This window comes from Trichocoleus sp. AS-A1 (assembly GCF_039962015.1).
Lineage (GTDB): Bacteria > Cyanobacteriota > Cyanobacteriia > Cyanobacteriales > FACHB-T130 > FACHB-T130.
The window spans coordinates 128,005-145,058 of the sequence record NZ_JAMPKG010000015.1; the positions used below are offsets into that span (position 1 = coordinate 128,005).

Annotated in this window: 10 protein-coding genes; 5 read left to right on the forward strand and 5 right to left on the reverse strand. The window is 46.1% G+C overall.

The features are described 5' to 3' along the window. The first annotated feature begins 23 nt into the window (after nt 1-23). Complete coding sequence (gene crtD / locus NC994_RS13705; RefSeq protein ID WP_190434186.1) at nt 24-1,553, forward strand: C-3',4' desaturase CrtD; 1,530 nt, start codon at nt 24-26, stop codon at nt 1,551-1,553. Between the two features lie 277 nt (nt 1,554-1,830). Here crtD and NC994_RS13710 read toward each other — a convergent pair whose 3' ends face one another. After that, complete coding sequence (locus NC994_RS13710; protein WP_190414619.1) at nt 1,831-2,304, reverse strand: DUF4383 domain-containing protein; 474 nt, start codon at nt 2,302-2,304, stop codon at nt 1,831-1,833. A 373-nt stretch (nt 2,305-2,677) separates the two neighbouring features. On the opposite strand from NC994_RS13710, the gene NC994_RS13715 reads away from it, so the two are divergent. The 3 genes from NC994_RS13715 to NC994_RS13725 all read left to right on the forward strand — a co-directional run bounded on the left by NC994_RS13715 (nt 2,678) and on the right by NC994_RS13725 (nt 10,739). Further along, nucleotides 2,678-5,644: a PAS domain S-box protein gene (locus tag NC994_RS13715; protein ID WP_190434187.1), complete on the forward strand. Its 2,967-nt coding sequence runs from the start codon at nt 2,678-2,680 to the stop codon at nt 5,642-5,644. Next, nucleotides 5,622-6,743, forward strand: a complete 1,122-nt coding sequence (locus tag NC994_RS13720) for a response regulator (protein ID WP_190434188.1) — start codon at nt 5,622-5,624, stop codon at nt 6,741-6,743. Before NC994_RS13715 ends, NC994_RS13720 begins: the two co-directional genes overlap by 23 nt. Nucleotides 6,744-7,307: 564 nt before the next feature. Then, nucleotides 7,308-10,739, forward strand: coding sequence for a hypothetical protein (locus NC994_RS13725; protein WP_190434189.1), 3,432 nt, complete (start codon nt 7,308-7,310; stop codon nt 10,737-10,739). A gap of 51 nt (nt 10,740-10,790) precedes the next feature. Here the strand turns inward: NC994_RS13725 and NC994_RS13730 are convergent, their stop codons facing one another. Beyond that, nucleotides 10,791-13,052, reverse strand: a complete 2,262-nt coding sequence (locus tag NC994_RS13730) for a chromosome segregation ATPase (protein WP_190434190.1) — start codon at nt 13,050-13,052, stop codon at nt 10,791-10,793. A 204-nt stretch (nt 13,053-13,256) separates the two neighbouring features. Continuing rightward, nucleotides 13,257-14,156, reverse strand: coding sequence for an Hsp33 family molecular chaperone HslO (gene hslO, locus NC994_RS13735; RefSeq protein ID WP_190434191.1), 900 nt, complete (start codon nt 14,154-14,156; stop codon nt 13,257-13,259). Nucleotides 14,157-14,584: 428 nt separating this feature from the next. On the opposite strand from hslO, the gene NC994_RS13740 reads away from it, so the two are divergent. Then, nucleotides 14,585-14,968, forward strand: a complete 384-nt coding sequence (locus NC994_RS13740) for a hypothetical protein (RefSeq protein ID WP_190414613.1) — start codon at nt 14,585-14,587, stop codon at nt 14,966-14,968. Between the two features lie 266 nt (nt 14,969-15,234). On the opposite strand, the gene NC994_RS13745 is transcribed toward NC994_RS13740, so the two are convergent. Next, nucleotides 15,235-16,179 carry a DUF928 domain-containing protein gene (locus NC994_RS13745; protein WP_190414612.1) on the reverse strand — a complete coding sequence of 315 codons (945 nt, stop codon included), beginning with the start codon at nt 16,177-16,179 and terminating at the stop codon, nt 15,235-15,237. Nucleotides 16,180-16,592: 413 nt separating this feature from the next. Further along, nucleotides 16,593-17,054, reverse strand: a 462-nt coding sequence (locus NC994_RS13750) for a transposase (RefSeq protein WP_190434056.1), incomplete at its 5' end; no start/stop codon positions are given.

Sequence of the window (17,054 nt, forward strand, 5' to 3'; positions counted from 1 at the left end):
GAGGGAATCCTCGTTCTCAATTCATGCCAAGCTGTCATGTTGTCGTTATCGGTGCTGGAATTGGTGGTCTCACGGCTGGGGCATTACTCGCTCGTCGAGGCTACTCAGTCTTAGTTTTGGATCAAGCTCTGGTGCCTGGGGGATGTGCTTCCACGTTCAAACGCAAAGGATTTACCTTTGATGTGGGAGCGACTCAGGTGGCTGGACTGGAACCGGGGGGGATTCATCACCGGATTTTTCAGGAACTAGAAATTGAAATCCCAGCAGCGACGCCTTGCGATCCAGCTTGTGCCGTGTATCTACCGGGAGAAACCGAACCGATTAACGTCTGGCGCGATCCCCAAAAGTGGAAAGCGGAGCGAATTCGGCAGTTTCCCGGAAGCGAACCATTTTGGGAGTTGTTGGCGACTTTATTCCGAGCCAGCTTTGCATTTCAATCGCGCGATCCGGTGCTACCGCCACGAAATTTGTGGGACTTATGGCAACTGGTGTCGGCGGTTCGTCCCGATACGTTGATTACTTTGCCCTACACTTTTTTGACAGTCGGGGACGCTTTGCGGGGGTATGGATTGGGCGATAATCAGCGTCTGAGAACGTTTCTGGATTTGCAGCTCAAGCTTTATTCTCAGGTAGATGCTGAAGAAACGGCTCTGCTTTATGCAGCGACTGCTTTGAGTGTGTCCCAAGAGCCACAGGGACTATTTCATCTCCAAGGTAGTATGCAGGTGTTGAGCGATCGCCTAGTCTCCTCTTTAGAGAGAGATGGTGGCAAGCTGTTGATGCGCCACACCGTTGAACGTATCCACACCACAAATGGCAAAGCCACTGGTGTCGTCATTCGCAATCAAAAAACCGGCGTTGTCTGGACGGAACCCGCCGACCACGTTGTTGCCAATGTCACCGCGCAAAATTTGGTGCAACTTTTGGAAGCCGAGATACCAGCAGGAATTCCTAGTTCGGAACCCAAAACCCAAAATCGCTATCGTCGTCGAGTCGATAAACTTCCCCCATCGTCGGGAGCATTTGTAGTGTATCTCGGTGTCGATCGAAGCGCGATTCCCTCAGGATGTCCGCCTCATTTGCAGTTTCTCTACGATTATGACGGCCCGATTGGAGAAAATAACTCCCTATTTGTCTCAGTGAGCCACCCTAAAGATGGTCGCGCCCCAGAAGGTAAAGCAACTATCATTGCGTCTTCCTTCGTTGACACTCGGAATTGGTGGCAATCGGAAGATTATGAACAGCGAAAGCAACAATATACCGAGGAAGCGATCGCTCGTCTGAGCCAATTTTTTCACTTGACACCAGAAACCATCGTCCATCAAGAAGCCGCTACACCCCGCACCTTTGCCCGCTTCACAGCACGCGATCGCGGTATTGTTGGCGGAATTGGTCAGCGAGTTTCTACCTTTGGCCCCTTTGGCTTTGCCAATCGCACACCTGTTAATCATTTGTGGCTAGTAGGAGATTCCACCCATCCCGGCGAAGGAACCGCAGGCGTCAGCTACTCCGCTCTCACCGTGGTGCGCCAAATCGAAAATACCAAGAATTGATTCAGATGCAAGTGTTACAAATATAGCAATCCTATTTGAGTTGTGAGCCAGCCTTTCAGATCCCCGACTTCTTTCTCGAAGTCGGGGATCTCGCGTTTACGAATCATTTAGGACTGGATCTAAGTGTTATTAATATGCGCGGTAATTCCGTTTAAAGCTTACAGAAAACCAGAATACCTCGGCTAAGGTAAAGGCATACTGATTTTCTGTAAGGCAATCAGCGACGTAAAACTCAATCGGATTCGACAATCGACCCGCTATTAAACGCTACCCTTTTTTAGCCCTCGTTACGAGTACCGCCCTGTTGTGGCGTGCTTAGTTCCAACAAATCCGGTGTAGCAAAAAAGCCAAAGTACACTGCGATCGCGGCGGTGACTGCATGAAGCCAGACATCGTTGCCAAAGATTGGGATCAAGCCCAAGGTTGACTGGGTAGCCGGAAAAAGCCCCATTAGCGTTAGCACCCCATAGAAAATTCCCAAAACTCCACTATAGAGACGAGAACTGTCTAAGGCGATGGATGCAAAAATTCCCAGAAGTCCTACGACAAGGTGAACAACATTATGTAAGACATTGATGGGGAATAACCCTAGTAAGTAACCGTATCCACTTGTGTATCCAAGACCCGCCATATCAGGCGTAACCGTAGGCGCTTTCACAAAGGCGGGAATAAATCCCATTACACCACAAAGGAAAAAGAAAATGCCGATAATTAACGCAAATTTTTGCGCTGGGTTCATGCCTTTCATCATTAACTTCCCGTACAAATTTGTATTTAATCTAAGCAGGATTATCAGCTCATTCGCCTTTCCTAAGGAAGAGGTCTTGAATCTACCCAGAGAAAGGGTTTATGTTAAAGGCGAATGTAGTCGATCGTACAACTGTAGCCAACTTAGACTACTAACCTACACTGATCGCTTGTCCCGTCTTAATTTCAGTAGTTGTTTATAAATTAGATTTGTAAATTCGATGGGTACAAAGAGGAGCTGTTAGCAATTAATTCACGCGAATTAGATAGCAGTGTAACTTTAGAATAATTAGGTAATGCTCGCTATTGAGGCGGTTGAGGTAAGGCAAGAAATCACTATTGCAAACGATTAAACTTACTCCGAAGGTCAAAAGAATATGCGTAGATTGGGAAGGCAAGTGCGCTCTGTGCAGGCTGTGCTAAAACCACAATTAATCCGAAAACTCAAAGCAGAAAAAGCTAAACTACTGCGCCAATATCATAATTGGCTGGCTAACCCATTGATCGCAGACATTGTTGTTAATTCCCGCGATATTACCAAACGCAAAGCTGCTGAAGCTGTACTGAATCAGGCGAACGAAGCCTTAGAAATTCGAGTTGAGGGTACTACTGCATTAACAGAAACCAACCATCAATTGCGGCAAGAAATTATCGAAGGCAAAAAAGCTCTGGATGCGTTGCGAGAAAGTGAAGAATGGTTCCGTTGTTTGAGTAGCTACTCGCCAGTGGGGATTTTTTTGGCAAATATAGAGGGGTGCTGCATCTACACAAATCTCCGCTGTCAAGCCATCTGTGGCTTTACCTTGGAGGAGAGTTTGCAAGAAGGGTGGTTGCAGGTGGTTCACCCAAGCGATCGCGATCGCGTCTTTGCAGATTGGTTAACACATACTCGTGAACGGAGAGAATACTCTGACGAGTTTCGCTTTCAAACTAAGGAAGGAATTGTGCGTTGGGTTCGCGTTCAGTCTTCACCGATGTTCTCCGATCGAGGAGAGTTTATCGGTCATGTTGGAATTTTAGAAGACATTAGTGAAAGCTTGCGGCACGCTACGCTACGCCAGCAAGCAGAGGAACAGCTAACACAGCAACGCAGCCAGCAGAAAGCCATCCTCGATAATATTCCCCATTTAGCTTGGTTAAAAGACAAAGAAAGCAGATTCATTGCCGTCAACGAAGCATTTGGCAAAGCCTGCGGACTCGAACCAGAAGACTTAATTGGGAAGACAGATTTAGATATTTGGCATCCAGATTTAGCCGAAAGATATCGAGAGGACGATCGAGAGGTGATGAAAATCGGCAAGCGCAAGCGTGTCGAAGAACCCGCAGTCTACCAAGAAGGAAAGATGCTATGGACAGAAACAATTAAAACCCCAATTTTTAATAACACCGGGGAGGTAATCGGAACAACCGGGATTGCAGTCGATATCACCGAGCGCAAGCAGTCAGAGGAAGCACTCCACCGCCGCGAACAAGAGTTTAAAGCACTGGCTGACAATTCCCCTGATATCATTTCCCGATTTGGCAAACAATTGCAACATTTATATGTCAATTCCGCTGTAGAACGAGCAATCGGAATATCCCCACAAATCTTTATCGGCAAAACTCATCCAGAGTTAGGAATCCAACCAGAAATTTATATTCCTTTTCAACAAATTCTTCAAGATGTGTTTACAACAGGTCAGCCACACGTTTTTGAAAGCAAGTCCTCAGTCAGCGGAAAATGCTATCAAGCTCGTATCGTCCCGGAATTTGCTTTAGATGGGTCAGTGGAGTCTGTGTTAAGTGTCGCTCGTGACATTACTGAGCAAAAGCAGACAGAGGAAGCGCTCCGGGATGCACTTCAGAGACTAAACTTTCATTTTGAAAACTCACCCCTAGCGGTCATAGAGTGGGATTGTAATTTTCGGGTGTCGCGTTGGTCGTCGGAAGCAGAAAAAATCTTCGGGTGGAAAGCGGAGGAAGTCATTGGCAAACATCCCGCTGAGTGGCAGTTTGTCTTTTCTGAAGACGTGCCAACTGTCGATAGCGTTATTCAGCGGCTAATCGATAGCAGCGAACAGCGTAATGTTTCCCGCAACCGCAATTACACTAAGAATGGTTCGGTTGTTTATTGCGAATGGTACAACTCGGCATTATTAGATAAATCGGGAAATTTAGTATCAGTGCTATCTCTAACTCTGGATGTAACTAAGCGCAAACAGATGGAGGAAGCGTTGCGGGAAAGCGAAACCCGCTTCCGGATTATGGCTGACAACGTGCCTGCCTTGATTTGGATGTCAGACCTTAATTACAAGGGAACATTTTTCAACAAAGCTTGGTTAGATTTTACAGGACGCAGCCTTGAACAAGAACTGGGCAACGGTTGGTTAGAAAGTGTCCATCCTGATGATTTACGATGTTGCTTGGACACCTATAAATCAGCCTTCAATACTCGCCAACCAGTGCGAGTGGAATACCGCCTCAAGCGTGCTGATGGGAATTATCGCTGGGTTTTAGATACGGGGATTCCGCGCTTCACACCTGATGACAGCTTTGCGGGTTACATCGGCTCGTGCATAGATATTACGGAGCGCAAACAGGCAGAAGAAGAGATTTTGAATGCTTTGGCAAAAGAGAAAGAACTGAGCGAACTGAAATCTCGCTTTGTCTCTATGACTTCTCACGAGTTCCGCACGCCTTTAAGCATTATTCTGTCTTCTTCCGAATTACTAGAATATTATGGCGATCGCTGGACTCAAGAAGAAAGATTAGAACAACTTCATCTCATTCAATCCTCTGTTAACCACATGACCCATTTGTTAAATGATGTGCTGACATTAGGGAGAGCCGACGCAGCAAGATTAAACTTTAATCCGGTATCCCTTGACCTAATTGAATTTTGTCGGACAATTATTGCCGAAATACAACTTACCGCGAGCCGTGGGCATAAGATTATCTTTACCAGTCGATACCAATTTCTGAGTGTTGGTATGGATAGAATGTTGCTGCGACAAATTTTAAATAATTTGCTCTCGAACGCTATTAATTATTCACCAAATAACAGCAATATTTATTTTGAAGTTACTTCCCAAGACGGAGAGGCTATTTTGGAAATACAAGATGAAGGAATCGGGATTCCTCTAGCAGATCGATCCCGATTGTTTGAACCGTTTCACCGGGGCACAAATGTTAGTAACATCAATGGTACGGGATTAGGACTGGCAATTGTTAAAAGGTGTGTAGACTTACATCAGGGTAGGATAATAGTAGCTAGTAAAATTGGGATTGGCACGACATTTAAAGTCGTTCTTCCTTTAAATAACAGATTGACGAGTCAGACCTGTGAAAAAGATTCTGGTGATTGAAGATGAGCCAGCAGTTAGAAGCAACCTTCTCAAACTCCTCAAGGCTGAGGAGTTTGATGCCATTGGTGCGGAAAACGGTTTGGTGGGAGTGCAGTTAGCGAGGGAACACGAACCCGATTTAATTATTTGTGATATCATGATGCCCAATTTTGATGGTTACAGCGTGCTAACTCAATTGCGCCAAGACCAGATAACGGCAATGATTCCGTTCATTTTTCTCACCGCTAAAACGGAGAGAGAAGACTTGCGCCAAGGGATGCAACTGGGAGCCGATGATTATCTGACGAAGCCGTTTACCAGAGCAGAATTGCTAGGCGCGATCGCTACTCGGCTAAAAAAACAAGAAGCTGTGACACTCCTGCAAGGGAAAATCCAAGAACTCCAGCAGCTCAATATTCAAAAAGATGATTTGCTTGCTAGAGCTTCTCACGATTTGCGAACCCCTCTAGCCAACATGAAGCTGATTATCCAAATGTTGGAAATCATTTCTAATGAAGAACAACAGCAACACTATAGAGCGCTATTAGAAGCTGAATGTATTCGGGAAATAGAACTAGTTAACAATATCTTAGATTTGCATCGTTTAGGAGCGGAAAAAAAATTAATTTCTCCAGAAACTTTAATTCTAAAATACTGGCTTCCGACTTTGATTGAGCCATTTAAACCAGGAATAGCTCAGCGCCAGCAAATTTTTAATATTGATTGTTCTCCCGCTCTTCCTCCACTGATTTCAGACCGAGTTTGTTTGGAGCAAATATTAATAGAGTTGATTGGAAATGCTTGTAAATATACCCCCTCTTTTGGTGAAATATCCATTAGTGTCTATGTGGATCATTCAATAAATATTAATTCAAACTCAAATTCAAGAGTAAACTTTAAAATTACCAATCAAGCAGAAATTTTAAATACAGAATTACCTCGAATTTTTGAAAAATTTTACCGCATTCCTAATGGTGATATCTGGAAAGAGGGAGGAAGTGGATTAGGGCTATATTTAGTGCAAAATTTGGTCGAAAAAATAGGAGGAACCATTCAGGCTCAAAGCACACAAGGATGGACTACATTTACTGTGCAACTACCCATTCAGACAAGTGCTTAAGTAGAAAAATGTAATTAAATACCAATTGACATAGGTACTAGGATATCGGTGATTTCTCCTTTCCTGGCTCACCCTGGAAGGTTTGTCATTACCTTAAGCATAAGGACATATTGCACCATTCGCAGGAAGCTGAGAGTCTGCTTTGAAATTCAGTCCAAAGCTCATAGCTTAAGTTCATTGAAATGGGCTTAAATTTCTACTTAGTCTTCTAAGAGAAAACTTGCTTCTGTTAGCAAGGGGTTGAAACTAGAGACAGGTAATGCGAGTAGTACAAAATGTAAGTTGAAACAGACTAATTTTATAAAAATTCAGTTTTTTAAACCATTCTTTGAGCAATTAGAAGGGAAATTTTATTCTCTGGCGGGATTGAAACAAAGCTCAAGTTTCAACACAAGTGGATAATGACACGACCTGGAAGGATAGGCAAATTAGAACTATTTGAGGCAAAAACTGCGATTCTGTGTAAGATGTAACAAAAATTCTACACAGCAATTTCTCTACTGCATAACAATAAGTAATAGTGGCTTCAGCCTGTTTTTTTCAGAAACAGCTACAGACAAGTTTATGTACGTCTATCGCACCTCCCAATTTAACCGAAAGACTCTGTGCTATGGTGTTCAGGCTCAAGTAGATAAATTATGCAACGAACTTGAGCCTTTGAGTATTGATGAGTCACAGGCACGTTTTGAGAGGGTTTATCCCTACTTAAAGCGGAGAGGGGAAAACAATTTACGCCTCATTGCCAGAATTCGACCCGTACAGGACGACCTGGTGCTATGTCTACTAGACATTTTTCTCCGTGGCTCTAAAGAATACAAAAAGTTCCTGCGAACCCCAGAAGAGTACGGCAAAAAGAATCTCGACTGCCAATTAGATGAGGAAGCGCTAACTGGTTGGCTTCAACAACAGCAACCGTCAGCCAGCAACGTGTCTTCAAGACGCGAACCGCTTCCAGACGATTTGCTTCCCTGGCTAGAGCCTCCAGGCTGGGAGATAGAAAAGGATAAAGACTCTTGGGCAATCCTCTACGAAAGTGATGAGTGGATTGCCAAGTTCAAGAGTCCAGAAATCGGAGAAGACTGGGAAATTTACTATCAAATTATCTCTGGAATAGAAGAAAAATCGAGGAACGCTGAGAAAATTGCTGCATGGCCTGGTGTGTATTTGTGCGGTGAAAATAATTGCTATGTGCTATTTAGCCAACTTGAGACCGCCGATAAACCGCCTCGAAAAGTATTATTTCTCCTAGCATCTTTTGCTCATCGACCTTCTACAGAAGAAATAGCCCAAATAGGGGATGCAACTAATTTATTTAATGGTTCTAAAAATGTTTTATCTAAGCCTTTAACGCTGGATGAACTCACTCCCTTTGCGCGACGGTCTTATCCGAGTTACTTAGTAACAGATAAACAAAGTTGGCTGGCAATTCAAAGAGGCGCAGAAGTAAATCTAGCTCTTTCGGCAGAAGAAGAGGCAATTCTTAACTCGGTGTCAACAACATCAGCACGGGGAAATAATTGTCTGCCGCTTTTCTTAAATGGAAGGGCGGGTAGCGGTAAATCCACCATGCTGCTGTATTTGTTTGCAGATTATTGCTATCGAAAATATTACTACGAACCGGGAAAAGAACTTCCAGGAAAGCCGCTTTTTCTTACTTATAATAAGCGGCTATTAGAGGTAGCTAAAGAGTTTGTGCGCTGTCTGCATACATTCCATCACCGCTTTGTAGCAGATCGAACAGAAGGTTCGGAAATCCCCGATGTCAGTGCCTTCTTTCAGCCGTTTGGGACATTTCTCTTAAACTTACTCCCTTTAGAAGCAGACGATGCGTCACTGGCTAACCGGATGAGCCAGCAACCTTACTCTGCGGGAAACCCTACCGGCTACCGGCATACACTCCAGGAACGTTTCGATTCTCAGAAATACATTTCTTTCCATCGCTTTCGACAGCTTTACCGAGACTCAAAGCTGCCACAAGCACAGGTCTATTCCCCAGAACTTTCCTGGCACGTTATTAGAACTTTCATCAAGGGGTACAGTCTCCGGTACATGACTCCAGAAGACTACCAGGATGAAGTGCCGACTCAGGAACGCACTGTTCCAGCCGCTCAGTTCCAAGAAATTTATAAAACCATCTGGGGACGTTGGTATAAGCGGCTAACAACCGAGCTAGGGTACTGGGACGATCAAGACTTGATTAGATTGGTGCTGGAACTCAAGTGTTACCGTGCTGAGTACACCGCTATTTTCTGCGACGAGGCGCAAGATTTCACCCGGCTGGAGCTTCAGTTAATTATGCGGCTGTCTGCATTCTCTCAGTGCGATCTGGGATACCAGCCTATGCGTAATTTGCCTTTTGCTTTTGCTGGAGATCCTTTCCAAACCTTGAACCCGACGGGATTTCGTTGGGAGAGCGTACAGGCAGCATTTTACAATGAAGCGATCGCAGCACTCGATCCCACACAGCGATTAAATCTGCGGATGAATTTCCCGGAGCTGAAGTCTAACTATCGCTCTTGTACTGCGGTGGTGCAAGTGATTAACCTGATCCAATTGTGTCGTCAGGTTCTGTTCAAAATTCCGGCACTTCAGCCGCAAACTGCCTGGAAACAAGGTCACTTTCCCACTCCGCAAAAATTTATTATTGGTCGGAATATTCAAATTGAGCAACTCAAACACTACCTGAGAGACACGATTATTATTGTGCCTTGTGAAGAAGGGGGAGAGCTTACTTATGCTCAAAACGATGCGGTTCTTTCTCAAATTTTGGTAGAAATTCCAGAGTCAGAACCGCTCAAAAATGTATTGAGTGCTAGTGCAGTTAAAGGATTGGAATTTAAACGAGTCGTTCTCTACAAATTTGGCGAAGAATGTAACAAAGCTGTCTGGAATCTAGCCAATCGACGGGAAGACTCAAAAGACCTTTTAGCGGATCGTTTATACGAATTTGAATTTTTCTTTAATAAACTCTACGTAGCTGCTTCCAGAGCCAAAGAACGTCTATTTGTTGTTGATTCTCAAATCGGAGACCAGCGGCTTTGGGGGGTCACAGAAACTTATTTAGAAGTGCTTTTACAGCATTCACAAAATCCTGCTTGGCGAGAAAACGTTCAACCCATCCGTTTGGGAAAACCTGAAAGCGCACGGGATCTGCAAGAAGATGACTGGCACTCGATCGCGCAGGAGTTCGAGAGTCGGGGAATGAACTCGGAAGATCCAGATTTCATGAGACGTGCCAGACAGTGTTACAGCGATCGCGCCTACGCTAAAAAAGCAGAAATTTGTGAAGCTTGGGCACTCAAATTTGAGCAGAAATTTAGCGAAGCTGGTCAACGTTTTCTTATGCTTGGCAAAACAGAAGACGCTTGGGATTGTTTTTGGCAGGGGATGTGTTGGTCAGCATTGTTGAAGCAGTTTGACAAGGCTCCGCCAGGTCGGGAATCAGAGCGGCAAATTGCCCAATTTATGGACAAAAAATTGAGCCAACCTTCTTTAAAGGAGTTCACTCACTTCCTCCAATACTGCATCAAAAGCAACCAGTTGGATATTCACCGCAACAGCCGACAGTGGAAACTAGCCTTGGAGGAATATGCGACGGGAATTGGGACTTTAATTGCCGGGACAAACCTCCACCCGAATGAGTGGCAGCGATTTGGAGAGGTTCTCGAAGCTTTAGGAGAAGGCTGGAATGGGATGCTCTACCGTGCGGGAACTTGTTTCTACCGCGCCAAGAACTATGAACGTGCCGCGCAATGTTGGGAACGGTGCGATTCTACTCAACAGCGTAAATATTATCTGGCAAAAGCTTCTGTTCTTGGTCTGCCAAATGGTTTGGAGTATTTAGAAAAAGCCGGGGAATCCGAGCAGATTGTTAAGGAGTGGAATCAGGCTGGCAGACCTCATACTCAATTGTGGTTAAAGTATGTTGCGCCAATACTAGAAAAAGGAAAAAGAAAGAGCGGTACGGCAACAAAGGCGAAACAGAAAAAGCGGTAATGAGCGATCGGTTTTTAGATTTTGGCAAAACACCGAATAATCAACTAATGACTAAAAAGAAGGTGAGTTCTCCAGGGACTGAGGTTCTAGACTTTGTTTCCAACCTTGGATTGCCCGTTGAGCGTCGGTGTAGGCAGATGAACCATCGGGGATGTTTTGGGCGATCGCGATCGCTCTTTGTACATCATTCCGAGCCTGATCCTGTGCCATCGCCAACAGTTGATAGCTCCAGCGATTAATCACCTCTCTGGCTTCAGCACCGACTCGCGTCGAGTTACGCACCTGACGAGCCGTTTGAACTGCTTGCGCGATCGCTTCCGGTGTTCCTGGATTCGCTAACTGATAAGCGGACTGCAAAATCTCTTGCGATCGCAGTTCTGTCCGCCAACTTTTAATTTTTTCCTGAGCTTCACCGTAGAGCGCTCGTCCCGATCGAATTTGTCCCGCTGCGGTAATTGCCCCCGGAAGATTACCCGAACTCGCCAAAGCTTGCGCTTGATCCAAATAAGGCTGGTCTTGTACCCGCTCAACTCTGTCTTGCCACCGTCGGATCTTGCCTTGAGCTTCTTGATAGAGCGCTCGTCCCGCTTGAATCTGTCCCGCTGCCGCGATCGCGCCGGAAAGATCCCCTGCATTCGCTAAACCAGTCGCTTGATCCAAATAAGGCTGGTCTTGCATTCGCTCGATTTTGTCAGTCCACTGTCGGATTTTGCGCCTCGCTTCTGTATAAAGAGCGCGTCCTTGACCCACTTGACTCGCTTCGTTAATGGCTTCTTGCAGGGAACTCATATCCCCCAAACTTGCCAGTTGATCGGCGCGAGCGAGATAGGGACGATCTTCTACCGTCTCTATTTGACTCGTCCAGTTATTGACGAGAGATTTTGCTTCTGCGGAGCGGGGATTCGTGCTGGGAACCAGTTGTGCTTCCGCGATCGCTGCACTTAAGTCACCGACCGTTCCGCCTTTTGCCAGTTCCCGCGCCCGATCTAAATGGGCGACATCTTCAATTTCTCGCTGCCAGCGAACAATTAAATCCTGGGCTTTATCGTATAGAGGGCGTCCGGGATTTAGTTTTTGGGCAAGGGCGATCGCATCTTCCAAATCTGAAACCGTTCCCTTCTGAGCGCGAGACTGGGCACTTGCCAGGTCGTTCAAATCTTGCGCTTCGCTTTGTAAATTCAGGCTTTCGGGAATTTTACTCGTAATGAGGATGACCGTTTGCCAGTCTTTTCGATCGAGCGCCTCTTGAGCCATATCGATTAATTTGCGCCCAAATTCTGTCACCGCGCCTTGAGCTTCCTTGTATGCCAAACTGCTGGGCGGAATTGCTTGTGCCAGTTTGATCGCCTCCAACAGATTATCTAATCCTCCGCTCTTAGAAAGTTGGAACGCTTTATCCAACTTGGCGCTTTCTTCCCGCGCCGACTGAATTAGATTCACCAGTTGATCGTACTTGGTTGTTGCCCAGTAGTTATTGCCGATATAGACCAGTTGCACCGCATCGCGAAAAGCCTGAGTCCAGTTAGACTCGCGCACCTCGTCCTCGGCTTTTTTGTAAAGGCCTTCTGCCTTCGACCAGATGGATTGCCAGCGATTTACGCGCTCATCCACCAACTTGTACGCTGGTACGCCCGTGGGGATTTTGCGAGCCATTGCGATCGCTTCCGCCAATTGACCCGCTTGGAAGGATTCCTCTCCCAATTTCAAAATCTCCCGCGACCACTCTTCCAGATGCTTGTCAATTTCTGGGCGTAGCGGGTGATCTTCTGGCAAACCATTCACCAGCGCGATCGCTTCTAGCAAATCTTTTGCCGTCTGCTTAGAAGCCGCTATCTGAGCGCAGCTGAGGCGCAGCGATGCCGAAGCCGTAGGCCAAAAAATGGCTGGGCAGTTGGGAAGCGCTGGCAGGTTAAACAACAGCGCTACCGCTGTAAAACCCAGCCCCCCAGAGAGCAGCACCACCAAGATGCCCCAGAATGCCCAGCTAGTCGGCAAGCGTAAAAAACGTTTAGGTCGAGGTGGCTTGGGTGCTTCTGACGGAGAGTTCGGCAGTGTAGCCGGAATTTGCTGACCCCCCTCTGCTGGTGCAGTACTACCCGCCGGACGCTGAGGACGATCCGTTGGTGGAGGAAGTGGCTGTTTCCCCGGACGCGGTGCTTTTCTGGGGACGGGCTGAGAGGAGTTCTCGCTCGTGTGTGGTTTGCGATCGCTCGGACGCCCAGACGCAGGCACTCGTTTTTGGGATGTCCACCCAGCCGAATTTGAAGACTTGCCGCTCCGCCCGCCATCTGGAATTTCGGGATTTCTAGTCATAGCTTATTCACACCACAACGCGCTTCGCCTGGGACGAATGCTTTTTAGCACAGGCAGTAGTTGCAATCCTACTCCCCTCAGCCGCAAAAAGCTATATTCTCATCCAGAAGTCAAAATCTATAATTCATCATTCACAAGGAAATTTTCAATTCAGCTACAGAATCTAGAATTTTTTCTTACCTTGTGACTTCTAACTTCTGATTCCTAAACAGACTCGGCACGTAAATCCTCAATTAGCGCCGCCAATTCGTCACTGCTGGCGTTGTAAACCTCTCCACAAAAATGGCAAGTCGCTTCGGCTCCATCATCTTTTTCAATCATGTCTTGCAGTTCGGCTTCGCCTAGCATCTTCAAAGCACCCAAGACACGGCTCATCGAGCAACCACAGTGAAATTGCAGCATCTGGACTTCTGGTAGGATGACCAGACCCAGATCTCCTAGTAGTTGCTCCAAAATTTCTGGCAACGTCTTGCCTGCCTGTAACAAGGGTGTAAATCCCGCCAGTGCTTCCATTCGAGATTCCAAAAGTTGCACTAGGCTCTCGTCGCTCGCCGCCTTGGGCAGGACTTGCACCAGCAACCCACCAGAAGCCCGGACTGTACCCGCTTCTATAAATACACCCACCGCTAGCGCTGAGGGCGTTTGTTCGGAAGTCACCAGATAGTGGGCAACGTCATCCCCAATTTCACCCGACACCAGCTCAACGGTACTCGAATACGGGTAGCCGTATCCCACATCGCGCACGACATAGAGGTATCCCTCCCGACCGATTGCTCCCCCGACATCTAGTTTTCCTTTGGCATTTGGGGGCAGTTCCACGCTTGGGTTATCTACATACCCTCGTGCGGTTCCGTCCAATCCGGCGTCAACGAGAAGCCCGCCGAGTGGCCCATTTCCTTTTATGCGAATGTTGACCCTTGACCCCTCTCGCTTCATGCTAGAGGCAAGTAATAGCCCAGATGACAGGGTGCGTCCCAGTGCAGCGGTTGCCACGTATGAAAGATTATGACGCTGTCTGGCTTCTTGTGTGAGGCGTGTGGTAATGACCCCAACGGCGCGAATTCCACCCTCTGCCGCCGTGGCACGGATTAACTGATCAGCCATGAAAAGACCTTACATTTCTTAACACACTATACTTTTATTGTAGGCATGGCAGTTAATAGTGAGGTGGTATTTGCGGTGCTAATTATCAGACACCGCCAAAAACAGCTAGTTTTTCAAATAAGAGATAAGAACCTGAATCTTCTATCAGGCACAGATGGATAAACAGGCTAAAAATAAGGATTGAAATATAATTAACATTTTTAAAAATCATTTTTTATGTTGTTTTAGCTAATTTAAAAACAGATATTATATTAAAATTATTCTTTTGTTGTTGATGCAAATCTAAATTTAGAGTATGCATGATAATTCTTAGCTGCCAGGACTATTTAGCCGCTACTCTCAAGAAAAACGATTACATTAAGATTAGGAACAGTAAATAGAAACTTCTGTACCAGTAACAACTAATAACAAAGAAACCGCAACTGTTTATGCTAGGAAACTTTCAACAAAGCCATCTTAGAATAGAAGTAAATTCCCCCGCAGCAGCCATCGGCGACAGTCTGCTTCGCCCCAGCCAGCAAAGCCAGTGGTTGTGGCCCCTGCGCCTTTCCGCAGGGCTACCGGAACAACTGTCTGAGGGGTTAATTTACACCAGTTGGGTGGGGCCAGTGGCGATACAACACCAAGTGGAAGTGGCTCAACCCAACTGTCTGCGCCTGCTCTTGAGTCAAGGAATTGACGGTTATCACGAGTGGTACTGGGGAGAACATTGGGTACAGTCACGTCTAGAAGGAGTATCTCTACTGTCGCTGAGTTTGGGGCAAACACTCAGTTTGCTGCGCTTGCGAGAATTTCTAGCATCCCGATCTTAGAACTGAGGGCTGAGGGATGAGGACTGAGGACTGAGGGCTGAAGGGTGGCTAGAAGAACGATTTTCATGTTTGGGAATCGCGCGATCGCTATTAAAGACTAACACGAACACAAACTGAGTAAGAGAGACAGAGAAGGTAGATTCTTCAGTGGCTTATTTGCAAACACTTTTGCCTTCACTCTGTGGAATAAAAGAAACCCGTCTTCTACCAGAAAACGGGTTTTTATTCAGGCAAAGACAATTTTAAATTTATGTTGGATGACCTAGCTACTGCCTTACCAACCGTTGTTGTTCTTGCTCTTTCACCTCTGTCAGTCCAATTTGCTCTAAGAGCGATAGAAACTCCTGGCGGATTAACCGATCCTTGGGGGAAGTAGCATGGGCGGCTAAAATTACGCCTAGAGTGTCATACCAGTATGCTGATCGAGCATAGATTGCTGCCTTGCCAATCTGCGATCGCGCAGCTGCCAGTTGTTTCTCTAGAGCAGGTGTTGCGGGTACGTGCTTAATCCAGCCTTGAGCAATCTGATCTTCAGAACGTCGTTTCGGATTGCACTTCAGAGTGACTGTCCATAGATATTCCCGTCCTGGAACCAGTTCTGGCAACTCTTTGGACATCTGGAGTTGATTAATCCCCGCCTTGGGTGTTTGAATTGTTTGCTCAATAATTGGCTTAGATACTCCTGGATCAACCAGTGTAAAAGCAAGCGGTACCGATTGGGTGCCCGACAAGTACCAGTAAAAGATGGGATGACCTGATGCAGTCAATCCGGTATGAGTCGTAGGAGCCAACAAAGTCACAGATGTAGGCTGAGACTCAGAGCATTCTATTGGCGATTCGTCAACGCCTCTGGTACCGCCTCTGGGAATCATTCCATCATCGGGTGGCTGATAACGAACTCGCGTTCCCGTTCCAATGGTGCCTCCGGGAGCACCCACATCACCCGGCTCGTAACCAGAACCTGTTGGCGTTTTCGGCACAACATCTGCATAAGCGGTTGAGCTAAACCCTAAATCAATTGATAGGCGGCTCAATAGAGAATTGAGGGGAAATTCTATCAAACCGAGAAACTGTATCAAAATCAGTGATGCACTTCCTGCTACCTTCGTCCCTAATTTACGGGAAATCACCATAAATCTACAAATGATGTAATGCCAATAAATTTTTAGACGACCATTTGGCGATCGCAGTTTCCAGATCCCGTACTGCAATCCGGGTATTTGTTGTAATTTTTATTACTCTATCAAAACTTGATAAACTTCGGTCTGCTGTTCGCACTCTTTGAGCATGATGCTACCGAGCCTATTTGTCGGAAATTTGCCCCGAATAGGCTGGGTGAGTTTATTCATTCATTAAAAAGCCAGTACAGAATGCTACAGTCTCAACTCATCGCTCAGTTTGCACTCAGTTTTGCAAGGTTCTCAGCTTCTTGATTACGCAATTAGCCTACTACTCAGCCAATCTCAAGTAGGAGAATTCTTCTACTTTACTAGAAGTTATTAGGGACTAGAAAGTAGAAAAAGTTCCTCTTAGCATGAAATTAATGCTAAATCCAGCACTCTAAACTAGGTTGAAGAGACACGTTTATAGACGGCTTTCAGGATGTAATTCCTGGCTTAAGTAGCTAGGATGATTTAAACCTAAAACGCTCTAACGTATATCCCCCTTGTTCACTCCGTGATTCCATGCCGTCCATTACAGCCAGGGCTAAATCATATTCATTGTCGAACATTCGTCCTGAAATTTCATGGGTTTTGAGTTGATGCCACTGTCCTTCGATGGGGTTCATCTGGGAGCAATAAGCAGGCAAAAAGAAAATGAATAATCCTTGCGCTTGCCAGCGTGCCCACTGCTGACGAACCACTTTACTGGTGTGAATCGGTCCATTGTCTTGAACGATAACGGTAAGCCGTCCCGTTTGTTCGAGTGTTTGGGCCGCTCTGGCTGCAATCCCATCCATCACACTGATGTAACTTGCACTCTTAAATCCTCCTTGCACTAGCGCATACTCGAAGCGTTCATCCGGTTGCCAAAGACCCAAAATGCTAATTCGACTTCCGTAGCGTTGCTGGGTCTGCTCCAGGCA